Here is a 26,912-nt window from a genome sequence, read left to right on the forward strand (position 1 = left end):
AGCAAGTGGAGCACCGCACACCGTGAAACGCCCGCACTGGCCGAGTCGGACACCGGTCGACCCCTACGTCCTGCTCCTCCTCGGAACGGTGGGGCTCGCCGCGCTGCTGCCCGCCCGGGGTGTGGGCGCCGACCTCGCCTCCGGCGCCTCCACCGCCGCCGTCGCGCTGCTCTTCTTCCTCTACGGCGCCCGCCTCTCCACCCGTGAGGCACTGGACGGCCTGAAGCACTGGCGGCTCCACGTCACCGTGCTGGCCTGCACCTTCGTCCTCTTCCCGGTGCTCGGTCTCGCCGCCGGCGGACTCGTCCCGGTGCTCCTGACCGATCCGCTGTACCAGGGCCTGCTCTTCCTCACCCTGGTCCCCTCCACCATCCAGTCCTCGATCGCCTTCACCTCCATCGCCCGCGGCAACGTGCCCGCCGCGATCTGCGCCGGCTCCTTCTCCTCGCTGGCCGGCATCGTCCTCACCCCGCTGCTCGCCGCGGCGCTGCTGGGCGGCAGCGGCGGCGGGTTCTCCGGGGGATCGGTGCTGAAGATCGTGCTCCAGCTGCTGGTGCCGTTCGTCGCCGGACAGCTGCTGCGCCGCTGGATCGGCGGGTTCATCACCCGCCACCGCAAGGTACTGGGGCTGGTCGACCGGGGGTCGATCCTGCTGGTCGTCTACACCGCGTTCAGCGCGGGCATGGTGCAGGGCATCTGGGACCGGGTGAGCCCCGCCCGGCTCGGCGCCCTGCTCGCCGTCGAGGCCGTCCTGCTCGCCGTGATGCTGCTGGCGACCTGGTACGGGGCCAAGGCGCTGCGGTTCGGCCGGGCGGACCGGATCGCGATCCAGTTCGCCGGGTCGAAGAAGTCGCTGGCCGCCGGGCTGCCCATGGCGAGCGTGCTGTTCGGGGCTCAGGCCGCGCTCGCCGTGCTGCCGCTGATGCTGTTCCACCAGATGCAGCTCATGGTGTGCGCGGTGATCGCCGGGCGCCGCTCGCGTGACCCCGTGGAGGAGGCGTCCGGTCGGGCCCCGGACGGGGTCACTCCCGCGGACCGAGCCGGACCGTCAAGAAGCGCGGCCGGTACAGGGACACGTTCCGGCTGAGCATGGCGGCGGCCGCGGACATCTCCAGCCAGTTCACGTCGTAGCTCAGCACCAGCCGCCCGTCCCCGCTGAGCTCCGGGTGCGTCTGCGGGTTGTAGGCGGCCGTCCCGTTCCCGGGCAGCGCGGGGGTGAACCGGTGCGCCGGCCCGTGCCACGGCCCGGTCGGGGAGCAGGCCCAGTACGACGCCACCGTGGTCAGCCCCTCGGCGCCCGCGGCCATCGTGAACAGGACGTACGTCCCCTCGTCCCGGGCCACCGAGAACGCGCTGCCCACCCCGGTGCGCAGCCCGTCGCCGAGCACGGGACGCGGACGGGCGCGGGTCTGCCACTGGGAGCCGTCCCAGAACTCCCATGCGGCCGGGTCGCCGAGCCCGCCCTCCGGGACGCGCGCCACGTACGCGTGCGAGGCCGGACGGGAGGCGGGACGGCCGTCGTCGCCGCCGAACACGTACGTCCAGCCGTCCTCCTCGACGAGGGTGGTCCCGAACAGCACCCGCCGGGACGGATCGGCGACCTGCTGCTGGTCGAGCACCGTGACGACGGACTCCAGCCGCAGGTCGGGCAGGGAGAGCGTGGCGACCTCGGTGGCCGTGGGGACACCGTAGATCCACGGGTGCTGTCCGTCCCGGCGCACCCACAGCAGGACCTTCACGACCTGCTCGGAGGAGCCGGGGGCGCGCGCCTCGACGCGGGCGGCGACCGGCCAGCGCCACTGGCCCGGGGCCGGGTCGGGGAAGAGCGGGGCGGGCAGGGTGCCCTCCAGCCGGCCGTCGCGCATCAGCACGGCCGAGTTGCGCACCATCGGCGCGGTGGTGTCCCGCCAGGTGTACGACTCGCCGACCGGGTTCGGCGGGCGGTGCACCCGGCCCAGGAAGGTGTCGGAGAACAGCCACAGCAGCCGGCCGTCGGGCAGCCGCACCGAGTGCGTGCCGTCGCCGCCGGTCCAGTCGTCGGTGCGGCCGGCGTCGTCGCCGTAGCGGGCGAACTCGTCGGTGAGGGCGGTGTCGGCGCTCCAGGAGGTGACCGTACGGGGCCGGCAGTCGTCGGCGTCCGGTCCGCTGTCGTCGTCGGGCCGGCCCGTGACCAGGACGGCGCCGAGGACCAGGGCCAGCGCCAGCGCGATCCCGGTCCCCGTCCGCTGCCGTGCTCGTGCTGCGTCGTCGGGCACCCCGGTGACGTTAGTGGATCCTCGCGGGCCGGGTCCACGGGGCCCGGCCTCCGTGCCGGGCAGGGGGTGCGGTACGGACGCCGGGCACCCCCGTGGCGGTTCAGTCCCGGGCGGCCGCGGCCCCCAGGGCGACGCGGTCCTCACCCGCGTACACGTTCATGGAACGGCCGCGCAGGAAGCCCACCAGGGTCAGCCCCGTCTCCGCCGCCAGGTCCACGGCCAGCGAGGACGGCGCCGAGACGGCCGCCAGCATCGGGATGCCGGCCATGACCGCCTTCTGCGCCAGTTCGAAGGAGGCCCGCCCGGACACCAGCAGGATCGACCGGGACAGCGGCAGGCCGCCGCTCTGCAGGGCACGTCCGACCAGCTTGTCGACCGCGTTGTGCCGGCCCACGTCCTCGCGCACGTCGAGCAGTTCGCCCCGCTCGTCGAAGAGGGCCGCGGCGTGCAGGCCGCCGGTGCGGTCGAAGACCCGCTGCGCGGCGCGCAGCCGGTCCGGGAGGCCGGCCAGCAGCTCCGGGTCCACGCGCAGCGGGGGAGTGTCGGCGATGGGGTGGCGGGCCGTCGTGCGCACCGCGTCGAGGCTGGCCTTGCCGCACAGTCCGCAGGAGGACGTGGTGTAGACGTTGCGTTCCAGCGTGATGTCCGGGGCCGCCACATGGGCGGCGGTCTGCACGTCGACCACGTTGTAGGTGTTCGACCCCTCGGCGGTGGCCCCGGCGCAGTAGACGATGTTCCGCAGGTCGTCCGCCCCAGCCAGCACCCCCTCGCTCACCAGGAAACCGGCCGCCAGCGCGAAGTCGTCGCCCGGGGTGCGCATGGTGATGGCGAGGGGCTTGCCGTTGAGCCTGATCTCCAGGGGTTCCTCGGCGACGAGTGTGTCGGGCCGGCTGGAGACGGCTCCGTCCCGGATGCGGACCACCTTGCGTCGTTCCGTGACTCGTCCCATGCCTCCACCCGTTCCGCTCGGTCCCGGCCTCCACGATCTCATGGTCCCGCAGCGGGGGCGTGGGGCCGCTGGTGATCCCGGTGAGGCTTTGTGCAGCACCGGTGGTGGTCTCTTCAACCGTCTTCTCAAGGGCCCGCCCCGTCCCTACGGTGGAGGATTCATGAGTCCCCCCGTCGCACCGCCGGGCTGGAGCCGCTGGCTCGTGCCGCCCGCCGCGCTCTCCGTCCATCTGTCCATCGGCCAGGCCTACGCGTGGAGCGTGTTCAAGCCGCCGCTCGAGTCGGCCCTCGGTCTCAGCGGCACCCAGAGCGCGCTCCCCTTCCAGCTCGGCATCGTGATGCTCGGCCTGTCCGCCGCGTTCGGCGGCACCCTCGTCGAACGCCGGGGCCCGCGCTGGGCGATGACCGTCGCCCTGGTGTGCTTCTCCTCCGGCTTCCTGCTCTCCGCGCTGGGCGCGGCCACCGAGCAGTACTGGCTGATCGTCCTCGGCTACGGCTTCGTCGGCGGCATCGGCCTGGGCATCGGCTACATCTCACCCGTCTCCACGCTCATCAAGTGGTTCCCCGACCGGCCGGGCATGGCCACCGGCATCGCCATCATGGGCTTCGGCGGCGGCGCGCTGATCGCCTCACCCTGGTCCGCGCGGATGCTCGACTCCTTCGGCACCGACAACGCCGGCATCGCGCTCGCCTTCCTCGTGCACGGGCTGACGTACGCGGTGTTCATGCTGCTCGGCGTGCTGCTGGTGCGGGTGCCCCACACCGTGCGCGAGACGTCCGGCACGCCCGCCGTGCTCACCGGGCCGCAGGTCTCGGCCCGCTCGGCGGTGCGCACCCCGCAGTTCTGGCTGCTCTGGCTGGTGCTGTGCCTGAACGTCACCGCGGGCATCGGGATCCTGGAGAAGGCCGCACCGATGATCACCGACTTCTTCGCCGACACCTCCGCACCCGTCTCGGCGACCGCCGCCGCCGGCTTCGTCGCCCTGCTCTCGGCGGCGAACATGGCGGGCCGCATCGGCTGGTCGACCACCTCCGACCTCATCGGCCGCAAGAACATCTACCGGGTCTACCTCGGCGCCGGCGCGCTGATGTACGCGCTGATCCGGCTGCTCGGCGACTCCTCCAAGCCCCTGTTCGTGCTGTGCGCCCTGGTGATCCTCTCCTTCTACGGCGGCGGCTTCGCCACGGTCCCCGCCTATCTGAAGGACCTCTTCGGCACCTACCAGGTCGGCGCCATCCACGGCCGGCTGCTCACCGCGTGGTCCACGGCCGGAGTGCTCGGGCCCCTGATCGTGAACTGGGTCGCCGACCGCCAGGAGGAGGCGGGCCGCCACGGCCCCTCCCTGTACGGACTGTCGCTGGTCGTCATGATCGGGCTGCTCGTCGTCGGGTTCGTGGCCAACGAGCTGATCCGGCCCGTCCACCCCCGCCACCACCTTCCCGTTCCCGAGGCGCCGAAGAAGGAGGCCGCCGATGAGCGGCGACAGCAGTCAGAGTCCGCCTAGTGCCGGCCGCCGGGGCCTGATCGCCTTCTCCTGGCTGTGGGTGGGGGTGCCGCTCGCCTACGGCCTGTACGAGCTGGTGCGCAAGGCGGCACAGCTGTTCACCGGCTGAGCCGCCGCGCGCCCGGCCGGGCGAGGGCTGACGGAAGCCGACAAGGCTGGTGCGCGTTTCCTGTCGCTTCACCTGCCCTCGTACCGGTGAGTCACTGATCAGACTGGTGCATCCCGCAACCTGAAACGAGGGGGATCCACCCATGATCGGCTCGCGCATCGCCGCCGTCGGCCACTACCAGCCCGCCCGGGTCCTCACCAACGAGGATCTGGCGGGCATGGTCGACACCAGCGACGCGTGGATCACCAGCCGGGTGGGCATCCGGACCCGCCACATCGCGGGTCCCGACGAGCCCGTCGACGAACTGGCCGCGCACGCCGCCGCCAAGGCCCTGGCGGCGGCCGGCCGCACGCCCGCCGAGATCGACCTGGTCCTGGTCGCCACCTCCACCGCGATCGACCGCTCGCCCAACATGGCCGCCCGGGTCGCCGCCCGCCTCGGCATGCCCGGGCCCGCCGTCATGGACATCAACGTGGTGTGCGCCGGTTTCACCCACGCCCTCGCCACCGCCGACCACGCCGTACGGGCCGGCGGCGCGAGCCGGGTGCTGGTCGTCGGCGCCGACAAGATGTCCGAGGTGGCCGACTGGACCGACCGCTCCACCTGCGTCCTCGTCGGCGACGGGGCGGGCGCCGCCGTGGTGGAGGCCTGTACCCCGCGGGAGCCGGCGGGGATCGGCCCGGTGCTGTGGGGCTCGGTGCCCGAGATGGGGAACGCGGTGCGCATCGAGGGGACGCCGCCGCGGTTCGCCCAGGAGGGGCAGAGCGTCTACCGCTGGGCGGCCACCCAGCTGCCGGTCGTCGCCCGCCAGGCCTGCGAGAAGGCGGGACTGGCCCCCGCGGACCTCGCCGGAGTGGTGCTGCACCAGGCCAACCTGCGGATCATCGAACCCCTCGCCCGCCGCCTCGGCGCCGTCAACGCCGTCGTGGCCCGCGACGTCACCGAGTCCGGCAACACCTCCGCCGCGAGCATTCCGCTGGCCTTCTCCAAGCTCGTCGAACGGGGCGCCGTGTCGACCGGCGACCCCGTGCTGCTCTTCGGCTTCGGCGGGAACCTGTCGTACGCGGGACAGGTCGTCCGCTGCCCCTGAACGGCCCTGTGCGACCCCGCTCCTGACGGCCGGACACCTACACCGGGACACCGTCGCGGACACGCCTTTGTCCTGTGAGTGGAAAAAGTAGGGGTCAATTCCTGCGCGACTTCTTCCCACCTCCGGCAGGCGCTGCTACTTTCCCATCCGAAGGAACGCCACACACGTGGCCGGAATCCGGCACGCACAGGCCGGCGAGGCGGGGAGGGGCTCGTGAGACGCATGACGGCGCGACCCGCGAACGCCCATCAGGCCCGGTTGCTGAGGCTGCTGCGTGACGGCGGCCCCAACTCCCGCGCCCAGCTGGGCGACCAGGTCGACCTCTCACGGTCGAAACTGGCCGTGGAGGTGGACCGGCTGCTGGAGACGGAACTCGTCGTGGCCGACGGACTCGCCGCCTCGCGCGGCGGCCGGCGCTCCCACAACATCCGTCTCAACCCGCACCTGCGCTTCCTCGGCGTCGACATCGGCGCGACCTCGGTCGACGTCGCCGTCACCAACGCCGAACTGGAGATCCTCGGGCACATCAACCAGCCCATGGACGTACGCGAGGGACCGGTCGCGGTCTTCGAGCAAGTGCTGGCCATGGCAGCGAAGTTGAAGGCCTCCGGGTTCGCGGAGGGGTTCGACGGCGCCGGCATCGGCGTCCCGGGCCCGGTCCGCTTCCCCGAGGGTATCCCGGTGGCTCCGCCGATCATGCCGGGCTGGGACGGCTTCCCCGTGCGGGAGGCGCTCAGCCAGGACCTCGGCTGCCCGGTCATGGTCGACAACGACGTGAACCTGATGGCCATGGGGGAGCAGCACGCCGGTGTCGCCCGCACCGTCGGGGACTTCCTCTGCGTCAAGATCGGCACCGGCATCGGCTGCGGCATCGTCGTCGGCGGTGAGGTGCACCGCGGCGCGACGGGCAGCGCGGGCGACATCGGGCACATCCAGGCCGTGCCCGACGGCCGTCCGTGTGCCTGCGGCAACCGGGGCTGCCTGGAGGCGCACTTCTCCGGCGCGGCCCTCGCCCGGGACGCCACGGAGGCCGCCCAGCAGCAGCGCTCCGCGGAACTCGCGAGCCGACTGGAGTCGAACGGCACGCTCAGCGCCGTCGACGTCGCCGCCGCGGCCGCGGCCGGTGACGCCACCGCCCTCGACCTGATCCGTGAGGGCGGAAACCGTACCGGCCAGGTCATCGCCGGCCTGGTCAGCTTCTTCAACCCCGGCCTGGTGGTGATCGGCGGCGGGGTGACCGGTCTCGGCCACACCCTGCTCGCCGCGATCCGCACCCAGGTCTACCGCGGGTCGCTGCCCCTGGCCACCGGCAACCTGCCCATCGTCCTGGGGGAGCTGGGCCCCACCGCCGGAGTCATCGGCGGAGCCCGGCTGATCAGCGACCACCTGTTCTCACCCGCGTAAGCATCCCGGCCCCGCCCCACCCCTGCTCCACCGCACTCCACCGCACGGAACAGCTCCGCCCCGCACCACGTCCGCTCCACCGCACGGAACAGCTCCGCCCTGTAGCACCTGGTTCCACCCACCACCCGCGCCCCACCGCACGGAACAGCTCCGCCCCGGTCCCGCCCGCCCCGCACCCCGTCATCCCCGCTTCACCACAAGGCTCGACTCCCGCCGTCCGCCGCATCCACCACCCCGAGCACCGGCGCCCGCCACCGCGCCGCTCCGCCCTGCCCGAAAACGCCTGCCCCGCGAGGGGACCCGCCCTGACACCGGCCCCGCACGCCCGCCGAGGGGAATCCGCATGGCACCACAACCACCGCTGCTCAGCATGTCCGGCATCACCAAGTCGTTCCCCGGAGTCCGGGCCCTGGACGGCGTCGACCTCGACGTCCAGGCCGGCGAGGTGCACTGCCTGCTCGGCCAGAACGGCGCCGGCAAGTCCACCCTGATCAAGGTGCTGGCCGGCGCCCACCAGCCCGACTCGGGCACCATCCGCTGGCGCGGCGACGACGTCACACTCCGCTCGCCGATCGCCGCCATGCGTCTCGGCATCGCCACCATCTACCAGGAACTCGACCTGGTGGAACACCTGTCGGTCGCCGAGAACGTCCACCTCGGCCACGAACCCACCACCGCCGGGTTCGTCGTACGGGGCAGGGCCGCCAAGGCGTCGACCGCCCGACTCCTCCAACGGCTCGGCCACCCGGAGATCGACCCCGCCCGGCTGGTGGGGGACCTTTCGGCGGCACACCAGCAGATCGTGTCGATGGCACGGGCCCTCTCCCACGAGGTGCGCCTCATCGTCATGGACGAACCGTCCGCCGCCCTCGACCCGGACGAGGTCGACAACCTCTTCCGCATCGTCGGCGACCTCACCGCCGACGGCGTCGCCGTCGTCTACATCTCGCACCGGCTGGAGGAGATCCGCCGCATCGGCGACCGGGTCACCGTCCTGAAGGACGGCCGGGCCGTGGCCGGCGGACTGCCCGCCAAGTCGACGCCGACCAAGGAGGTGGTCGCGCTGATGACGGGACGCAACGTCGAGTACGTCTTCCCGCCGCGGCCCGCCTCCGCCCCACAGGGCGACCCGGTGCTGGTCGTCGAAGGGCTGTCCCGCAAAGGGGAGTTCGCGCCGATCGACCTCCAGGTGCGCCCGGGTGAGATCGTCGGGCTGGCCGGACTCGTCGGATCGGGACGCTCCGAGATCCTGGAGACGGTCTACGGCGCCCGCAAACCCGACACCGGCCGCGTGCTCGTCGACGGGAAGCCGCTGAGGCCGGGCAGCGTACGGGCCGCCGTGCGCGCCGGGCTCGGACTGGCCCCCGAGGAACGCAAGGCGCAGGCGCTGCTCATGCTGGAGTCCGTCACCCGCAACGTGTCGGTCTCCTCCATGTCCCGCTTCGCCCGGCTCGGCTGGATCGACCGCGGCGCCGAACTGGGGGCGGCGCGCGCGGCGGTCCGCGAACTGTCCCTGCGGCCCGACAACCCGGACGTGCCCGTGCGCACCCTGTCCGGCGGCAACCAGCAGAAGGCCGTGCTCGCCCGCTGGCTGCTGCGCGGCTGCCGGGTGCTGCTGCTCGACGAACCCACCCGCGGCGTCGACGTCGGCGCCCGCGCGGAACTGTACGCGGTGGTGCGGCGGCTGGCCGACGAGGGCCTCGCCGTGCTGCTGGTCTCCAGCGAGGTGCCCGAGGTCCTCGGCCTCGCCGACCGCGTTCTGGTCCTGCGCGAGGGCGACGTCGTCCACACCGCGCCCGCCCGCGAACTCGACGAACACCGTGTACTCGACCTGGTCATGGAAGGAAGCCCGGCGTCATGACGCAGCCCGTCTCCCCGCCGCGGGACAGCACCGACAAGGTGCCGTCGGCCGCCGAACCACCCGCCTGGCGCGCCGTGCTGTTCCGCGCCGACGTCCGCACGATGTCCCTGCTCGGCGTACTCGCCGTGCTGATCCTGATCGGCGGCATCACCAAACCGGACCAGTTCCTGGACACCCGCAACCTCCAGCTCGTCCTCACCCAGGCCTCCGTCATCGGTGTCGTCACCGTCGGCATGACCTTCGTCATCATCTCCGGCGGCATCGACCTCTCGGTCGGCGCGATCGTCGCCCTCGCCTCGGTGTGGGCCACCACGGTCGCCACCCAGGAGTACGGTTTCGGCGGCATCCTCTTCACCGCCGTCCTGGTGGGCCTCGGCTGCGGGCTGGTCAACGGGGTGCTCATCGCGTACGGCGGGATGGTGCCCTTCATCGCCACCCTCGCCATGCTCGCCTCGGCCCGCGGTCTCGCCCTGCAGATCACCGACGGACGCACGCAGATCGTCACCGTCGACGGCGTCCTCGACCTCGGCGAGCGCGACTCCTATGTGCTCGGCATCCCGCCGCTGGTCCTGGTGTTCGCGGCCGTCACCGTCATCGGCTGGCTGGTGCTCAACCGGACCACCTTCGGCCGCCGCAGCGTCGCCGTCGGCGGCAACGCGGAAGCCGCCCGGCTGGCCGGCATCGACGTCCGCCGCCAGCGGCTCTACCTGTACCTGCTGTCCGGACTGTGCTGCGGCATCGCGGCCTTCCTGCTGATCGTGCTGGCCGGCTCCGGCCAGAACACCAACGGCAACCTCTACGAACTCGACGCCATCGCCGCCGCGATCATCGGCGGCACCCTGCTCACCGGAGGCCGCGGCACCATCGTCGGCTCCGTCCTCGGCGTCCTGATCTTCACCACCATCACCAACATCTTCGCCCTGAACAACCTGCAGAGCGACGTCCAGCAGATCGCCAAGGGCGCGATCATCGTCGCCGCCGTGCTGGTCCAGCGCCGTACCGCGAGCACGACCTGAGGAAAGGGTTCACCGCCATGCCCGAGACACCTTTCACGAGCCGCAGAGGACTGCTCTTCGGAGCCGCCGCCGTATCCGCCGGCGTCCTCGTCACCGGCTGCACGAGCAACGAGTCCAGTGACGACAAGCCGGCCGCCGACAACCAGCCCGCCGCCGACGACAAGCCCGGCAAGCCGGTCACCATCGGCTTCGCCGGACCGCAGGCCGACCACGGCTGGCTCAACGCCATCAACGACAACGCCAAGAAGCGCGCGGAGAAGTACAGCGACGTCACCCTGGAGATCACCGAGGGCTCCAACGACACCGCCCAGCAGATCGGCCAGATCGAGACCCTCATCAACAAGAAGGTCGACGTGCTGGTGATCCTGCCCGCCGACGGCAAGGCCCTCACCCAGGTCGGACTCAAGGCGATGCGCGCCGGCATCCCCGTCGTCAACCTCGACCGCATCTTCAACACCCCGCAGGCGTACCGCTGCTGGGTCGGCGGCGACAACTACGGCATGGGCCTGAACGCCGGCCACTACATCGGCGAGAAGCTCAAGGACAAGCCGGACGCCAAGGTCATCGAGCTGGCCGGCCTGGACAACCTGGAGCTCACCAAGCAGCGCACCCAGGGCTTCGACGACGCGCTGAAGAACTACCCCAACATCAAGAAGGTGGCCCGCCAGGCCGCCGAGTTCACCGTGGAGTCCGGCCAGGCCAAGATGGCCCAGCTGCTCCAGGCGCAGTCGCAGATCGACGCACTGTGGAACCACGACGACGACCAGGGCGTGGGCGCGCTGCGCGCCATCGAACAGGCCGGGCGCGACGAGTTCCTGATGGTGGGCGGCGCCGGAGCGCTCTCCGCCTTCCAGGCCATCAAGGCCGACAGCGGTGTCCTGAAGGCCACCGTCCTGTACCCGCCGACCATGGCCGCCTCCGCGATCGACCTCGCCCGCGCCCTCGGCCAGGGCAAGGGCGTCGGCGGCCTCGCCGAGTTCGAGATCCCCTCGTCGGTGACCTGCTACTCGGCCGTCGTCGACAAGGACAACGTGGACCAGTACATGTCCACCGGCTTCAAGTGAGGAGCCCCGCCCCACGGGCCTGACCAGCCCACCGGGCGGGGTCCACCCCCGCCCGCCACGACGACGAGGAGGACATCCGCATGGCACAGCCGCAAGCGTCCGAAGGGGACCGGACGGGGAAGCCACCGCTGCGCATCGGCATGGTCGGTTACGCGTTCATGGGCGCCGCCCACTCCCAGGGGTGGCGCACCGCCCGGCACGTCTTCGACCTGCCGCTCACCCCCGAACTGGCCGTGATCTGCGGCCGGGACGCCGACGCCGTGCGCGCCGCGGCCGACCGGCACGGCTGGGCCGGGACCGAGACCGACTGGCACGCCCTGGTCGAGCGGGACGACATCGACCTCGTCGACATCTGCACCCCCGGCGACAGCCACGCCGAGATCGCGCTGGCCGCGCTCGCCGCGGGCAAGCACGTGCTGTGCGAGAAGCCCCTCGCCAACACGGTCGCGGAGGCCGAGGCGATGGCCCGCGCCGCGCAGGAGGCCTCCGAGCGCGGCCAGTTGGCGATGGTCGGGTTCAACTACCGCCGGGTGCCGGCGACCGCGCTGGCCCGCCGGATGGTGGCCGAGGGACGGATCGGCACGCTGCGGCACGTGCGGGTGGCGTACCTCCAGGACTGGCTGGTCGACCCGCAGTTCCCGCTGACCTGGCGGCTGCGCCGGGAGCAGGCGGGCTCCGGGTCGCTCGGTGACCTCGGCGCCCACATCGTCGACCTGGCCCAGTACCTGGCCGGCGAGCGGCTCGCGGGCGTCTCCGCGCTCACCGAGACGTTCGTACGGGAGCGGCCCCTGCCCAGCGCCCCCGGCAGCGGTCTGGCCGCCGTCTCCGCGAGCGGCACCGGACAGGTCACCGTCGACGACGCCGCCCTGTTCACCGGCCGCTTCACCTCCGGCGCCCTCGCCTCCTTCGAGGCCACCCGGTACGCCACCGGGCGCAAGAACGCCCTGCGCATCGAACTGAACGGCGAGCGCGGCTCGCTCGCCTTCGACCTGGAACGGCTCAACGAGCTGGAGTTCCACGACGGCACCGAGCCCGCCGCGCAGGCCGGGTTCCGGCGCATCCTCGTCACCGAACCCGACCACCCCTATCTGGAGGCGTGGTGGCCGCCGGGCCACGGCCTCGGCTACGAGCACACCTTCGTGCACCAGGCCCGCGACCTGGTCCACGCGGTCGCCGAGGGCCGCGGCCCCGAACCCTCCTTCGCCGACGGACTCCAGGTCCAGCGCGTCCTGGCGGCGGTGGAGGAGAGCGCCGAGAAGAACTCCGTCTACACCCCGATCGCCGCCTGAGAGGACGGAAAACGGATGCCGCGCACCTTCACACTCTTCACCGGCCAGTGGGCGGACCTGCCCCTGGAGGAGGTCTGCCGACTCGCCCGCGACTTCGGCTACGACGGCCTCGAACTCGCGTGCTGGGGAGACCACTTCGAGGTGGACAAGGCGCTCGCCGATCCCGCCTACGTCGCCGGGCGCCATCAGCTGCTGGAGAAGTACGGCCTGAAGTGCTGGGCGATCTCCAACCACCTGGTCGGCCAGGCGGTCTGCGACGCCATCATCGACGAACGCCACCGGGCGATCCTGCCCGACCGCATCTGGGGCGACGGCGATGCCGAGGGCGTACGGCAGCGCGCCGCCGCCGAGATCAAGGACACCGCGCGCGCGGCGGCCCTGCTCGGCGTCGACACCGTCATCGGCTTCACCGGGTCCGCCATCTGGCACCTGGTCGCCATGTTCCCGCCCGCCCCCGAGTCGATGATCGAACGCGGCTACGAGGACTTCGCCGAGCGCTGGAACCCGATCCTGGACGTCTTCGACACCGAGGGCGTGCGCTTCGCCCACGAGGTGCACCCCAGCGAGATCGCCTACGACTACTGGACGACCGTGCGCGCCCTGGAGGCCGTCGACCGCCGGCCGGCCTTCGGCCTCAACTTCGACCCCTCCCACTTCGTGTGGCAGGACCTCGACCCGGTCGGCTTCCTGTGGGACTTCCGCGACCGGATCTACCACGTCGACTGCAAGGAGGCCCGCAAGCGCCTCGACGGCCGCAACGGCCGCCTCGGCTCCCACCTGCCGTGGGGCGACCCCCGGCGCGGCTGGGACTTCGTCTCCGCCGGCCACGGCGACGTCCCCTGGGAGGACGTCTTCCGCATGCTGCGCTCCATCGACTACCAGGGGCCCGTCTCCGTCGAGTGGGAGGACGCCGGCATGGACCGTCTCCAGGGCGCCCCCGAGGCGCTGACCCGCCTCAAGGCCTACGACTTCGAGCCGCCCAGCGCCTCCTTCGACGCCGCGTTCAACAGCTGACCCGAGCCTCCGGCGACGGTTCCCGCCCCGGGGGCCGCCGCCGGAGGCAGGCAGGGGCCGGGGGACCGGTGAGTCCGCCGGCCCCCGGTCAGGCCTGCCCGCATCCCGCTTTGTCCTGAACTGGGAAAAAGTTCAACCGGGCTTGGCCCAAGGGCTGTTCGGCCCGGAAGAACGCGGTTACCGTCCCTGAAGTGTTCAGGACACCCACGTCTCCGGGGTGACGGCGCACCCCGGCGCCCGCACGCACCGCACGCACCACATGTCTTCGCACCTGTTCCGTACGGCCCCACCCCGTTCCCGGAGGGACTTCGTGCACAGAAGCAGACTCACATCCACCCACGCCCCGAGGCGTCGACCCCGACTGCGCACCGGACTCGCCCTGTTCACCGGACTGCTGCTGGCCGTGGGCACCCCGGCCACCGTCGCCGGAGCCCACCCCGGACACCCGGAGCACGACGGACCGGCGGCCGCCGAGGGGCAGTTCCAGCAGGTGCCGCTCGCCAAGGGCGAGCCCGAGATGGGCGAGCCCATGTCGCTCACCGTGCTCCCGGACCGCAGCGTCCTGCACACCTCGCGCGACGGAACCCTCCGCCTCACCGACCAGGGCGGCGTCACCAAGGTCGCCGGCAAGATCCCCGTCTACAGCCATGACGAGGAGGGCCTGCAGGGCGTCGGCGTCGACCCGGACTTCGAGAACAACCGGGCGATCTACCTCTACTACGCCCCGCCGCTCGACACCCCGGAGGGCGACGCCCCGGAGAACGGCACCGCCGCGGACTTCGCGAAGTTCGACGGCGTCAACCGCCTCTCCCGGTTCGTCCTCAACCCCAACGGCACGCTGGACATGGCCAGCGAGAAGAAGGTCCTGGACGTCGCGGCCTCCCGCGGCATCTGCTGTCACGTCGGCGGCGACATCGACTTCGACGCCGAGGGCAACCTCTACCTGTCCACCGGCGACGACACCAACCCCTTCGCCTCCGACGGGTACACGCCCATCGACGAACGGCCGGACCGCAACCCGGCCTTCGACGCCCGCCGCAGCTCCGGCAACACCAACGACCTGCGCGGCAAGATCCTGCGCATCAAGGTCGCCGAGGACGGCTCGTACACCGTCCCGGACGGCAACCTCTTCGCCCCCGGCACCGAGAAGACCCGCCCCGAGATCTACGCGATGGGCTTCCGCAACCCGTTCCGGATGAGCGTCGACGACAAGACCGGCACCGTCTACGTCGGTGACTACGGCCCCGACGCCGGCGCCGCCGACCCGAACCGCGGCCCGGCGGGCCAGGTCGAGTTCGCCAAGGTCACCGAGGCCGCCAACTTCGGCTGGCCGTTCTGCACCGGCGACAACGACGCCTACAACGACTACGACTTCGCCACCGGCGCCTCCGGCGCGAAGTTCGACTGCGCCGCCCCGAAGAACACCTCCCCGCACAACACCGGCCTCACCGACCTGCCGCCGGCCCAGGCCGCCTGGATCCCCTACGACGGCGGCAGCCTGCCCGAGTTCGGCAGCGGCTCCGAGTCCCCGATGGCCGGCCCCGTCTACCGCTTCGACCCCGAGCTCGACTCCTCGGTGAAGTTCCCCGAGGCGTACGACGGCGATTTCTTCGCGGGTGAGTTCGGCCGCCGCTGGATCAAGCGGATCGAGCAGACCGAGGACGGCGCCGTCGCGAAGATCAACGACTTCCCGTGGACCGGCACGCAGATCATGGACATGGAGTTCGGCCCCGACGGCGCGCTCTACGTCCTCGACTACGGCGTCTCCTGGTTCCAGGGCGACGAGAACTCCGCCCTCTACCGGATCGAGAACGCCGAGGACGGCTTCTCCCCGATCGCCGAGGTCAGCGCGGACAAGATGTCCGGCGCGGTCGGCCTGAAGGTGAAGTTCACCGCCTCCGCCAAGGACGCCGACTCCCCGGACCTCACCTACGGCTGGGACTTCGGCGACGGCACCACGGGCGAGGGACTCACCCCCACCCACAAGTACAAGAAGGCCGGCACCTACACCGCCACCTTCACCGCGAAGGACCCCGACGGCAACACCGGCAACGCCAGCATCCGGATCGTGGTCGGCAACACCGAACCCACGGTGAAGATCGATGTCCCGGGCAACGGCAGCCTGGCCGCCTTCGGCGAGCCCGTCCCGTTCAAGGTGACCGTCACCGACCCCGAGGAGCGGGTCGACTGCTCCAAGGTCAAGGTCGTCTACAGCCTCGGCCACGACTCCCACGCCCACGAGCTGACCAGCGAGACGGGCTGTGAGGGCACCCTCAAGCCGCCCCCCGGCGACGGCGGCCACGACCCCAACGCCAACATCTACGGCGTCGTCGGCGCCAGTTACACCGACGGCGGGGCGAACGGCCAGGAGTCCCTGACCGGCACCGCCCGCACCGTGCTCCAGCCGCTGCACCGCCAGGCCGAGCACTTCACCACCCAGCAGGGCGTGTCGGTGATCGACAAGACCGGCGCCAACGGCGGCAAGACCGTCGGTGACATCCACGACGGCGACTGGATCTCCTTCACCCCCTACCGGTTCGACGGGCAGAAGAAGGTGACCGTACGGGCCTCCTCCGGCGGCTCCGGCGGCTTCGTCGAGGTGCGCACCGGCTCGCCCGACGGCACGCTGCACGGCTCGGCGTACATCCCGCCGACCGGCGGCTGGGAGACGTTCCAGAACGTCGACGTGCCGCTGCGGTCCCTGCCGAAGAAGACCACGGAGGTCTACCTGGTCTTCCGGGGCGGCGAAGGCGCGCTGTACGACGTGGACGACTTCGAGTTCTCCAAGGAGCCCTTCAAGCAGGGCAAGAAGGTCCTGGTCTTCTCCAGGACCGCCGGCTTCCGGCACGACTCCATCGGGGTCGGCGTCGCCGCCCTGAAGGAACTGGGCGCCCCGGCGGGCATCACCGTCACGGCCACCGAGGAGGCCGGGCAGTTCACCACCGCCAACCTCGCCAAGTACGACGCGGTCGCCTTCCTGTCCACCACCGGTGACGTCCTGAACGCCGAACAGCAGAAGGCGTTCGAGAACTACGTCAAGAACGGCGGCGGCTACATGGGCATCCACGCCGCCGCCGACACCGAGTACGACTGGGAGTTCTACGGCGGCCTCGTCGGCGCCTACTTCGACTCGCACCCGGCCATCCAGAAGGCCACCGTGCGCGTCCACGACCACGACCACCCGTCCACCGCGCATCTCGACGACACCTGGGAGCGCACCGACGAGTGGTACAACTACCGCACCAACCCCCGTGAGCAGGCCAAGGTCCTCGCCACCCTCGACGAGACCACCTACCAGGGCGGCACCATGAAGGGCGACCACCCGATCGCCTGGTGCCAGGCCTACGGCGGCGGCCGCTCCTTCTACACCGGCGGCGGCCACACCAAGGAGTCCTACGCCGACGCGGCGTTCCGCGACCACCTGCTCGGCGGCCTGCAGTACGCCACCGGCCAGGTCAAGGCGGACTGCAAGCCGGACAAGGGCTACCGGGAGATCTTCAACGGCCAGACCCTGGACGGCTGGAAGCAGGCCGGCCCCGGAAAGTTCAACGTCAAGGACGGCACCCTGGAGTCCGAGGGCGGCATGGGCCTGCTCTGGTACCAGGCCAAGGAGCTGACGTCGTACTCCCTCAAGCTCGACTGGAAGATGCGGGGCGACGACAACTCCGGGATCTTCGTGGGCTTCCCCGCCTCCGACGACCCCTGGTCCGCGGTGAACAAGGGCTACGAGATCCAGATCGACGCCACGGACGCGCCCGACCGCACCACGGGCTCCGTCTACTCGTTCAAGTCGGCGAACATCAAGGCCCGTGACCAGGTCCTGCGCCCGCCCGGCCAGTGGAACTCCTACGAGATCAAGGTCCAGGGCGAACGCCTCCAGGTGTTCCTCAACGGAGTCAAGATCAACGACTTCACCAACAAGGACCCCGAGCGGAGCCTGACCGACGGCCACATCGGCCTGCAGAACCACGGCGCCGACGACCATGTCACCTTCCGCAACATCCAGTTGAAGGAACTGCCCTCCTAGGGCGACCGGAACGGCGGCGGGCGGAGGACGCCGGACCTCCGCCCGCCGTCCCGTCGGGCCCGCGCGCCCGGCACCCCGCGCGTCCCCCTCCGGCGCTCGCACCCGGTTCGCGTAAGACAAGGAGGCTGCCCATGTCCGCCGAACCGTCGTCCCTCCCCACCCCCACCCCCACCCCTTCCCCGGCCCCCCGCTTCGGCGTCTGGTTCGTCGGAGCCCGCGGATCCGTGGCCACCACCGCGATCACGGGATCCGCCGCCGTCGCCGCCGGGCTCCACCCGCCGACCGGCATGGTCACCGAGACCCCCGACTTCGCCGCGTGCGGCCTGCCCCCGCTGTCGTCCCTCGTCTTCGGCGGCCACGACACCGTCGACTGCCCGCTGCCCAAGCGCGCCGAGCACCTCGCGGCCGGCGGTGTCCTGCCACACGGCCTGCCGTCCGCCGTGCACGCCGAACTCGCCGCCGCCGACGCCGAGATCAGGCCGGGCGGCCCCCTGCCCGGAGACACGGACGGCGGCCCGGCCCGCACCGACGACGACTGGATCGCCGTGTTCACGGCCGACATCCGCGACTTCGTCGACCGCCAGGGCCTCGCGGGCGCCGTCGTGGTGAACGTCGCCTCCACCGAGCCCGCCCCCGCCGACGGCTCCCTCCCGCCCAGCTCCCTCTACGCGGCCGCCGCGCTGCGCGCCGGCTGCCCCTACGTCAACTTCACCCCGTCCACGGGCCTGCACCACCCGCGGCTGGCCAAGCTCGCCGAGTCCTCGGGCCTGCCGTACGCGGGCCGCGACGGAAAGACCGGACAGACCCTCCTGCGCTCCGTACTCGGCCCGATGTTCCTCCAGCGCGCCCTCGCCGTACGTGCCTGGTCCGGCACCAACCTGCTGGGCGGCGGCGACGGCGCGGCCCTCGCCGACCCCGCGGCGGCGGCGGCCAAGAACGCCGGCAAGGAACGCGTCCTCGCCGACACCCTCGGGGCCGCGCCCGAGGGCGAGGTCCACATCGACGACGTACCGGCGCTGGGCGACTGGAAGACCGCCTGGGACCACATCGCCTTCGACGGTTTCCTCGGCTCCCGCATGATCCTGCAGACCATCTGGCAGGGCTGCGACTCCGCCCTCGCCGCCCCCCTCGTCCTCGACCTGGCCCGCCTGACCCTCCGCGCCCGGCAGAAGGGCCTGAGCGGCCCCCTGACCGACCTGGGCTTCTACTTCAAGGACCCGGTCGGCGACGGCCCGTCCGCCCTCGCCGAGCAGTACGTGCGGCTGCGCCACTTCGCCGGCCGGCTGAGCACGGCCCCCGACGCCTCCGGAGCGCCCCGGTGACCCGCCGGGAGGGCGCGTCGTCGCAGCGGGCCGGGGCCGGGGGAGGGGGCGGTCCTGAGGTGCCCGTGCCGGCCGGTACGGGGGCGGACGGGGGCGGGCCGGAGGCCCCCGCGGCCGACCCGGCCGTCGGGGCCGGGGCCGCGGCGGCACAGGGACGTGCCGCCGCACCGCCCGCCGGCGGGGGCCTTCGCGCTCCCGGAGCCGGCCCGCCGTCGCACCGGCCGGCCGCGGGGGCGGAACGTTCCCGCACCGGCCCTGGGGCGACGGCCGGCGGGCCCGCCCCCGGGGCCGGTTCGGCGCCCCGCGCGCCCCGCTCCGGGCGCGCGGCCGCCTGGGCCGAACTGCTGCGCCTGCCCGCCCTCTTCACCGTCCCCGGAGACGCCCTGGCCGGCGCGGCCGCGGCCGGCGTACGCCCCGGCCCCCGCACCCTGCTGGCCATCGGGTCCTCCCTGAGCCTGTACGCAGCCGGCATGGCCCTCAACGACTGGGCGGACCGGGCCGAGGACGCCGTGGAGCGACCACACCGGCCGATCCCCTCCGGCCGGGTCCGCCCGGCCGCCGCACTCACCGCGGCCGGGGCCCTCACCGGCACCGGACTGGCGCTCGCCGCCGCCGCGGGACGCCCCGCGCTCGCGGTGGCCACACCGCTCGCGGCGACCGTCTGGGCCTACGACCTGGGACTCAAACACACCCCGGCCGGCCCGGCGGCCATGGCCGCCGCGCGCGGCCTGGACCTGCTGCTCGGCGCGGCCGCCACCGCCGGCGGCACCCGAGGCGGCACATGGAGTGGCACCCGGACCGGCGCCTGGGGCGGCACCCGGACCGGCGCCTGGGACGGCACCCGGGCCGCACTGCCCTCCGCCGCGCTGCTCGGCAGCCACACCCTCGCGGTCACCACCGTCTCCCGCCGCGAGACCACCGGCGGCTCCGTCGCGGCACCCCTGGCGGCGCTCGCGGCCACGGGGGTCCTCGCCCGGCTGGCCGGCCACCGCCGCACCCGACTCCCGGCAGGCCGACGGGCAGCAGCCGCCCCCGGCCTGCCGGGCCCCGGCCCGGCCGGGAACCCGCCCCGCGCCGGCGACCTCCTCGCCGGCGCCCTGGCCGCCGCCTATGCCGCCACAGCCGCCCGGCCCTGCTTCCACGCCGCGCTCAACCCCTCACCCCAGCTCACCCAGCGCGCGGTCGGCGCGGGCATCCGCGCCACGGTCCCGCTCCAGGCCGCCCTGGCCGCCCGCTCCGGCGCGACCACCACCTCCCTCCTGGTCGCCGCCCTCGCCCCGGCCGGCCGGATGTTCGCGAGGCGGGCCGGCATGAGGAAGGTGAGCATCACATGAGCCCGAACCCGTCCCCGCTCCGCTTCGGCTACGGCACCAACGGCCTCGCCGACCTCCGCCTCGACGACGCCCTCGCCCTCCTCGCCGACCTCGGCTACGACGGCGTCGGACTGACCCTCGACCACATGCACCTCGACCCCCTCGCCCCCGACCTCGCCGCCCGCACCCGCCGGGTCGCACACCGACTGGACGAACTGGGCCTCGGTGTCACCGTGGAGACGGGCGCCCGCTACGTGCTCGACCCCCGGCGCAAGCACGGCCCCTCCCTGCTGGACCCGGACCCCGACGACCGCGCCCGCCGCGCCGACCTGCTGCTGCGGGCGGTCCGCGTCGCCGCCGACCTCGGCGCACACGCCGTGCACTGCTTCAGCGGCGTCCTCCCCGACGGCACCGACGAGGACACCGCCTGGAAACGCCTCGCCGAGACCCTCACCCCCGTCCTCGACGCCGCCGCCACCGCCGGCGTCCCCCTCGCCGTCGAACCCGAACCCGGCCACCTCCTCGCCACCCTCGCCGACTTCCACCACCTGCGCCGCACGCTCGGCGACCCCGAGCCCCTCGGCCTCACCCTGGACCTCGGCCACTGCCAGTGCCTCGAACCGCTCCCGCCCGCCGACTGCGTACGCGAAGCCGCCCCCTGGCTGCGCCACGTCCAGATCGAGGACATGCGCCGAGGCATCCACGAACACCTCCCCTTCGGCGACGGCGAGATCGACTTCCCGCCCCTCCTCGCGGCCCTCGCCGCCACCGGATACCAGGGCCTCACCGTCGTCGAACTGCCCCGCCACTCCCACGCGGGCCCCCACTTCGCCGCCCGCTCCCTCCCGTTCCTCCACCGGGCCGCCCGGCAGTCGGCGCCCCTCCCCCCGCACGGCGATCCCTCCGCCACCCCCGAAGGGAGCAGCACCCCATGAACCGGCCCCACGCCACCCCGGCCACCCCGGAGGCGGACACCCCGGTAGGACCGGCGGCCCACGGTGACGGCACCACCCCCGCCCTCATCCCGCCCGCCGCACTGCACCGCCACCTCACCGACCGGCTCGACGGCGCCGCCCGCGCCTGGCTCGACCAGGCCCTGGACGAGGCCACCGCACACTCCGGAACCCACGGCCCCATCTCCGTGTGGGAGCTGCGCCTGGCCGAAGCCGGCCGCCGCTGCGGCCCCGCCCACGCCGACGCCGCCCGCGTCCTCATCCTGCACGCGGCCCACGCCGACGCCGACGCGCTGACCCGGGTCTACTTCCAGGGCACCGCCGACGAACGACGCGCCGTCCTGCACGCCCTGCCCCACCTCCTGACCGGCGCCGACGCCCTCCCACTCGTCGAGGACGCCCTGCGCACCAACGACACCCGGCTCGTCGCCGCCGCCGTCGGCCCCTACGGCGCCCGCCACCTGGACGCCCACGCCTGGCGGCACGCCGTACTGAAGTGCCTGTTCACCGGGGTCGCCCTCGACCAGGTCGCGGACCTCGCCCGCCGCGCCCGCGGCGACGGCGAACTCGCCCGCATGCTCGGCGACTACGCCGAGGAGCGCTCCGCGGCCGGCCGCCCCGTCCCCGCGGACCTGCACCGCGTCCTGGCCCTGACCGAGCCCGCCACCCTCACCGGGACGCGCGGGACGGACGACCCCCACGGCAAGGAGTCCTGATGCGCATCTTCGACCCCCACATCCACATGACGTCGCGCACCACCGACGACTACGAGGCCATGTACGCCGCGGGCGTCCGCGCCGTCGTCGAACCCGCCTTCTGGCTCGGCCAGCCCCGCACCTCCCCGGCCTCCTTCCTCGACTACTTCGACGCACTCCTCGGCTGGGAACCCTTCCGCGCCGCCCAGTACGGCATCGCCCACCACTGCACCCTCGCCCTCAACCCGAAGGAGGCCAACGACCCCCGCTGCACACCGGTCCTCGACGCACTGCCCCGCTACCTCGTCAAGGACAACGTGGTCGCCGTCGGCGAGATCGGCTACGACTCCATGACCCCCGCCGAGGACACCGCCCTCGCCGCCCAGCTCCAGCTCGCCGCCGACCACGGCCTGCCCGCGCTGGTGCACACCCCGCACCGCGACAAGCTCGCCGGGCTGCGCCGCACCCTCGACGTCGTCCGCGAGTCGGCGCTGCCCATGGACCGCGTCCTGGTCGACCACCTCAACGAGACCACCGTCAAGGAGGCCAGGGACAGCGGCTGCTGGCTCGGCTTCTCCGTCTACCCGGACACCAAGATGGACGAGGAACGGATGGTCGCGATCCTGCGCGCCCACGGCCCCGAGCGCGTCCTGGTGAACTCCGCCGCCGACTGGGGGAAGAGCGACCCGCTCAAGACCCGCAAGGTCGCCGACCTGATGCTCGCCGAAGGCTTCACCGAGGACGACGTCGACCGGGTGCTGTGGCGCAACCCCGTCGCCTTCTACGGACTCAGCGGCCGCCTCCGCCTCGACGTCGACACCCCGGAGCCCACGCACGAGGGCAACTCCATCCTCCGCGGCACACCGAGAGACGCACCACGGCCCGCCGGCGCCTCCGCCACGGAGGCGTGAGCCATGCGCTTCCGCCACCCCGACGGCTCCACCGTCCACCTCGCCTACTGCACCAACGTGCACCCCGCCGAGACCCTCGACGGCGTCCTCGCCCAGCTCCGCGACCACTGCGAGCCCGTCCGCCGCCGCCTCGGCCGGGACAGGCTCGGCATCGGCCTGTGGCTCGCCAAGGACGCCGCCCACGCCCTCGCGACCGACCCCGCCGCCCTGCGCGGACTGCGCTGCGCCCTCGAACAGCGCGGCCTCGAGGTCGTCACCCTCAACGGCTTCCCCTACCAGGGCTTCGGCGCCCAGGAGGTCAAGTACCGCGTCTACAAGCCGGACTGGGCCGACCCCGAACGCCTGGAACACACCGCGGCCCTCGCCAGGGTCCTCGCCGGACTGCTCCCCGACGACGTCACCGACGGCAGCATCTCCACCCTGCCCCTCGCCTGGCGCACCGCTCACGACGAACAACGCGCCCGGACGGCCCGCACCGCCCTGCGCACCCTCGCCCAACGGCTCGACGCGCTCCACGAACTGACCGGACGCTCCCTCCGCGTCGCCCTGGAACCGGAACCCGGCTGTGTCGTCGAGACCACCCGGGACGCCATCGCCCCGCTCACCGCGATCGGCCACGACCGCATCGGCATCTGCGTCGACACCTGCCACCTCGCCACCTCCTTCGAAGACCCGCACACCGCCCTGGACGACCTCACCCGGGCCGGCGTCCCCGTGGTCAAGTCCCAGCTCTCCGCCGCCCTGCACGCCGAACACCCCCACCTCCCCGAGGTCCGCGGGGCCCTCGCCGCCTTCGCCGAACCCCGCTTCCTGCACCAGACCCGCACGGCGACCGCCGCCGGCCTGCGCGGCACCGACGACCTCGACCAGGCCCTCGCCGGCGACACCCTGCCCGACGCGGGCCCCTGGCGCTCCCACTTCCACGTCCCCCTGCACGCGGCCCCCGCCCCGCCCCTCACCTCCACCCTCCCCGTCCTGAAAACCGCACTGACCCGGCTCGTCGGCGGCCCCCACCCGCTCACCCACCACCTCGAGGTGGAGACCTACACCTGGCAGGCCCTTCCGCCCGCACTGCGCCCCCGCGGCCGCGCCCAGCTCGCCGACGGAATCGCCGCCGAACTCACCCTGGCCCGCGACCTCCTGACGGACCTCGGCCTGAAGGAACTCCCATGAGCGACCCCACCCCCCTCCTCGTCCTCGACGTCGTCGGCCTCACCCCCCGCCTCCTCGACCACATGCCCCACCTCAAGTCGCTCGGCCAGTCGGGCTCCCGCGCCCCGCTCGGCACCGTCCTGCCCGCTGTCACCTGCGCCGCCCAGTCCACCTTCCTCACCGGCACCCCGCCCTCCGAGCACGGCATCGTCGGCAACGGCTGGTACTTCCGCGAGCTGGGCGACGTACTGCTGTGGCGGCAGCACAACGGCCTCGTCGCCGGCGACAAGCTCTGGGACGCCGCCCGCCGCGCCCACCCCGGCTACACCGTCGCCAACATCTGCTGGTGGTACGCCATGGGTGCCGACACGGACATCACCGTCACCCCCCGCCCCGTCTACTACGCCGACGGCCGCAAGGAACCCGACTGCTACACCCGGCCACCCGCCCTGCACGACGAACTCACCGAGAAGTTCGGCACGTTCCCCCTGTTCCACTTCTGGGGCCCCGGCGCCGACATCGTCTCCAGTCAGTGGATCATCGACGCCACCCGCCACATCATCCGCACCCGCCACCCCGACCTCACCCTCTGTTACCTCCCGCACCTCGACTACGACCTCCAGCGCTTCGGCCCCGACGACCCCCGCTCCCTGAAGGCGGCCGCCGACCTCGACGCCGCCCTCGCCCCGCTCCTCGACGACGCCCGCGCCGAGGGCCGCACCGTCGTCGCCCTGTCCGAGTACGGCATCACCCGCGTGAACCGGCCCGTGGACATCAACCGCGCCCTGCGCCGCGCCGGCCTCCTGGAGGTGCACACCCAGGACGGCATGGAGTACCTCGACCCGATGGCCTCCCGCGCCTTCGCGGTCGCCGACCACCAGCTCGCCCACGTCTACGTGCGCCGCCCCGAGGACCTCGACGCCACCCGCGCCGCCCTCGACGGACTGCCCGGCATCGAGCGACTCCTCGACGACGAAGGCAAGAAGGCCCACCAGCTCGACCACCCGCGGGCCGGTGAACTTGTCGCCGTCGCCGAACCCGACGCCTGGTTCACGTACTACTACTGGCTCGATGACGCCCACGCCCCCGACTTCGCGCAGCTCGTCGAGATCCACCGCAAACCCGGCTACGACCCGGTCGAACTGTTCATGGACCCCCTCGACCCCTACGTCAAGGTCAAGGCCGCCACCGCACTGGCGCGCAAGAAGCTCGGCCTGCGCTACCGCATGGCGGTCGTGCCTCTGGACCCCTCACCTATTCGCGGCAGCCACGGCCGCCTCCCCGCGAGCGACGACGACGGTCCGCTCCTCATCTGCTCCACCCCCCGCGCCGTCGGCGACCGCGTCGCGGCCACCGATGTGAAACAACTCCTGCTCCGGCTCGCCGGACTCGGCTGACACCGCACCACGCACGGCCGCAGACATCCGACTACCGAGAGTGAAACACACGACACTGACAACGGCCGGTCCCGGCCGCCCCGGGACCGCCCCGAACCGCAGAAGGCAGGCCACTGGTGACCCAGCACTCCTCCGACCCGTCCCACACCCCCGACGCCGAGACGACCCTGGACGAGGGACTGCGCCGCAGCCTCGGCGTCGGCCGGCGCCGCTTCCTCAGCACCTGCACCGCCGTGGCGGCCGGAGCCGTCGCCGCCCCCGTGTTCGGCGCGGCCCCCGCCCTGGCCCAGAACGGGGACAGAGGTCACGGACACGGCCACGACCACGGCCGGGGGCAGGTACTCGTCCCGCCGCGCAAGCGCGGCATCATCCTCTACACCGTCCGTGACGCCACCGCCCGCGACCCCCTCGCGAGCGACCTGCCCTCAGGCTTCCGCGAGGTGTTCAAGCAGCTCGCCCGCCACGGCTACCGCCAGGTGGAGTTCGCCGGCTACCGCCAGCACGCCAACGCCCCCGGCGGCGACAACCTGGAAACCGTCCAGGGCGCGAAGCTGCTGCGCCGCTGGCTCGACGACTACGGTCTGCGCGCCCAGGGCAACCACGGGTTCATCCCCTCCTCCTGGCCGCTGACCACGGCGGACAAGGACACCTTCAAGAAGCACCTGGAGATCGCCAACATCCTCGGCATGGACCACATGGGCACCGGCGGCGACCCCACCGGCAGCTCCTACCGCGCCGACTGGGACGTGGCCGCCGACAAGTGGAACGCCCTCGGCGCGATAGCCCGCCGGGAGGGCATCAAGCTCTACACCCACAACCATGACAGCGCCTACGGCTTCCTGCTCGACCGGGGCCCGCTGGACGACCAGGGCCGCCCGACCCGCAGCTCCGGCATCCGGAAGCTGGAGTACTTCCTGAAGGTCACCGACCCGAGGCTCGTCTGGCTGGAGATGGACATCTTCTGGGCCCACGTCGCCCAGTACAAGTTCCACACCTACACCGCCCCCGACGGCTCCACCCGCAGGAGCGTCTTCGACCCGGCCGGCCTGGTCGCGCGCCACAACAAGCGCTACCCGCTGTTCCACGCCAAGGACGGCGTCGTCGACACGACCAACGGCATGGGCTACGACATGGTCCCCTTCGGCACCGGCGACATCGACTACACGACGTTCTTCTCCCGGGTCGGGCAGAGCAACTACCGCAACCCGATGGTCGAGGACGACAACTCCCCGAGCGCCACCGACCCCGCCCAGTCGCTCCGCGAAGCCAAGATCAGCTACGACAACATGGCGGCCCTGCGCAAGCGCCGCCACTAGCCACCCCGCCCGGGAGTACGACGCCGGCCCGTCCCGCGGCACCCGCGGGACGGGCCGGCGTACCGGCGTACCGCCCGCATGATCACGGTGTGCTCCCGACCGCTGCCCAGGGCACGGAAACGCAGGTGAAAGGCACTGCGAAACCTTGGTATGGTTGTCCATGTCGCCGCGCGGAACACCCCGCACAGGCGGCGGACACCTTGTCCGGGTGGCGGAATGGCAGACGCGCTAGCTTGAGGTGCTAGTGCCCTTTATCGGGCGTGGGGGTTCA

General features: G+C 72.7%; 21 protein-coding genes. 19 read left to right on the plus strand and 2 right to left on the minus strand.

Going from position 1 to position 26,912, the window contains the following annotated elements; translation table 11 throughout:
• Nucleotides 1–22 precede the first annotated feature (22 nt).
• On the plus strand, nucleotides 23–1,087 hold the full coding sequence (locus tag IE172_RS20680; protein WP_190098735.1) for a bile acid:sodium symporter family protein: 1,065 nt from the start codon (nucleotides 23–25) through the stop codon (nucleotides 1,085–1,087).
• Here IE172_RS20680 and IE172_RS20685 read toward each other — a convergent pair.
• Nucleotides 1,023–2,255, minus strand: a complete 1,233-nt coding sequence (locus IE172_RS20685; protein WP_190098736.1) for a DUF5005 domain-containing protein — start codon at nucleotides 2,253–2,255, stop codon at nucleotides 1,023–1,025. The genes IE172_RS20680 and IE172_RS20685 overlap by 65 nt on opposite strands.
• 100 nt (nucleotides 2,256–2,355) lie before the next feature.
• A complete protein-coding gene (fdhD, locus tag IE172_RS20690; RefSeq protein ID WP_190098737.1) occupies nucleotides 2,356–3,204 on the minus strand; it encodes a formate dehydrogenase accessory sulfurtransferase FdhD in 849 nt (282 codons plus the stop codon).
• A 160-nt stretch (nucleotides 3,205–3,364) separates the two neighbouring features.
• On the opposite strand from fdhD, the gene IE172_RS20695 reads away from it, so the two are divergent.
• The 18 genes from IE172_RS20695 (at nucleotide 3,365) to IE172_RS20780 (ending at nucleotide 26,641) form a co-directional block, all read left to right on the plus strand.
• On the plus strand, nucleotides 3,365–4,708 hold the full coding sequence (locus tag IE172_RS20695; protein ID WP_190098738.1) for an OFA family MFS transporter: 1,344 nt from the start codon (nucleotides 3,365–3,367) through the stop codon (nucleotides 4,706–4,708).
• Entirely contained in the window at nucleotides 4,677–4,817 is a 141-nt protein-coding gene (locus IE172_RS20700) for an MFS transporter small subunit (protein WP_190098739.1), read from the plus strand. The genes IE172_RS20695 and IE172_RS20700 overlap by 32 nt, the downstream gene beginning before the upstream one ends.
• 142 nt (nucleotides 4,818–4,959) lie before the next feature.
• Nucleotides 4,960–5,907 (plus strand): beta-ketoacyl-ACP synthase III, encoded by a 948-nt coding sequence (locus IE172_RS20705; protein ID WP_190098740.1) that lies wholly within the window; start codon nucleotides 4,960–4,962, stop codon nucleotides 5,905–5,907.
• A gap of 222 nt (nucleotides 5,908–6,129) precedes the next feature.
• Nucleotides 6,130–7,311 carry an ROK family protein gene (locus IE172_RS20710; protein ID WP_190098741.1) on the plus strand — a complete coding sequence of 394 codons (1,182 nt, stop codon included), beginning with the start codon at nucleotides 6,130–6,132 and terminating at the stop codon, nucleotides 7,309–7,311.
• A gap of 343 nt (nucleotides 7,312–7,654) precedes the next feature.
• On the plus strand, nucleotides 7,655–9,172 hold the full coding sequence (locus IE172_RS20715) for a sugar ABC transporter ATP-binding protein (RefSeq protein ID WP_190098742.1): 1,518 nt from the start codon (nucleotides 7,655–7,657) through the stop codon (nucleotides 9,170–9,172).
• Nucleotides 9,169–10,188, plus strand: a complete 1,020-nt coding sequence (locus tag IE172_RS20720; protein WP_190098743.1) for an ABC transporter permease — start codon at nucleotides 9,169–9,171, stop codon at nucleotides 10,186–10,188. Before IE172_RS20715 ends, IE172_RS20720 begins: the two co-directional genes overlap by 4 nt.
• Nucleotides 10,189–10,205: 17 nt before the next feature.
• Entirely contained in the window at nucleotides 10,206–11,252 is a 1,047-nt protein-coding gene (locus IE172_RS20725; protein ID WP_190098744.1) for a substrate-binding domain-containing protein, read from the plus strand.
• An 80-nt stretch (nucleotides 11,253–11,332) separates the two neighbouring features.
• Nucleotides 11,333–12,541 (plus strand): Gfo/Idh/MocA family protein, encoded by a 1,209-nt coding sequence (locus IE172_RS20730; RefSeq protein ID WP_190098745.1) that lies wholly within the window; start codon nucleotides 11,333–11,335, stop codon nucleotides 12,539–12,541.
• Between the two features lie 15 nt (nucleotides 12,542–12,556).
• Entirely contained in the window at nucleotides 12,557–13,555 is a 999-nt protein-coding gene (locus IE172_RS20735; protein WP_190098746.1) for a sugar phosphate isomerase/epimerase family protein, read from the plus strand.
• Between the two features lie 310 nt (nucleotides 13,556–13,865).
• Nucleotides 13,866–17,582 carry a ThuA domain-containing protein gene (locus IE172_RS20740; protein WP_190098747.1) on the plus strand — a complete coding sequence of 1,239 codons (3,717 nt, stop codon included), beginning with the start codon at nucleotides 13,866–13,868 and terminating at the stop codon, nucleotides 17,580–17,582.
• A 131-nt stretch (nucleotides 17,583–17,713) separates the two neighbouring features.
• Nucleotides 17,714–18,904 carry an inositol-3-phosphate synthase gene (locus IE172_RS20745; RefSeq protein WP_190098748.1) on the plus strand — a complete coding sequence of 397 codons (1,191 nt, stop codon included), beginning with the start codon at nucleotides 17,714–17,716 and terminating at the stop codon, nucleotides 18,902–18,904.
• A 341-nt stretch (nucleotides 18,905–19,245) separates the two neighbouring features.
• Entirely contained in the window at nucleotides 19,246–20,238 is a 993-nt protein-coding gene (locus tag IE172_RS20750) for an SCO3242 family prenyltransferase (protein WP_190098805.1), read from the plus strand.
• A complete protein-coding gene (locus IE172_RS20755) occupies nucleotides 20,235–21,152 on the plus strand; it encodes a sugar phosphate isomerase/epimerase family protein (protein WP_190098749.1) in 918 nt (305 codons plus the stop codon). The genes IE172_RS20750 and IE172_RS20755 overlap by 4 nt, the downstream gene beginning before the upstream one ends.
• Entirely contained in the window at nucleotides 21,149–21,886 is a 738-nt protein-coding gene (locus tag IE172_RS20760) for an EboA domain-containing protein (protein WP_190098750.1), read from the plus strand. The genes IE172_RS20755 and IE172_RS20760 overlap by 4 nt, the downstream gene beginning before the upstream one ends.
• Nucleotides 21,886–22,776: a TatD family hydrolase gene (locus IE172_RS20765; protein ID WP_190098751.1), complete on the plus strand. Its 891-nt coding sequence runs from the start codon at nucleotides 21,886–21,888 to the stop codon at nucleotides 22,774–22,776. Before IE172_RS20760 ends, IE172_RS20765 begins: the two co-directional genes overlap by 1 nt.
• Before the next feature lie 3 nt (nucleotides 22,777–22,779).
• A complete protein-coding gene (eboE, locus tag IE172_RS20770) occupies nucleotides 22,780–23,949 on the plus strand; it encodes a metabolite traffic protein EboE (protein WP_190098752.1) in 1,170 nt (389 codons plus the stop codon).
• Nucleotides 23,946–25,325 (plus strand): alkaline phosphatase family protein, encoded by a 1,380-nt coding sequence (locus IE172_RS20775; RefSeq protein WP_190098753.1) that lies wholly within the window; start codon nucleotides 23,946–23,948, stop codon nucleotides 25,323–25,325. The genes eboE and IE172_RS20775 overlap by 4 nt, the downstream gene beginning before the upstream one ends.
• A 116-nt stretch (nucleotides 25,326–25,441) precedes the next feature.
• A complete protein-coding gene (locus IE172_RS20780) occupies nucleotides 25,442–26,641 on the plus strand; it encodes a sugar phosphate isomerase/epimerase family protein (RefSeq protein WP_190098754.1) in 1,200 nt (399 codons plus the stop codon).
• Nucleotides 26,642–26,912 lie beyond the last annotated feature (271 nt).

The sequence above is a fragment of the Streptomyces griseoflavus genome (genome assembly GCF_014649995.1).
Classification (GTDB): Bacteria; Actinomycetota; Actinomycetes; order Streptomycetales; family Streptomycetaceae; genus Streptomyces; species Streptomyces griseoflavus.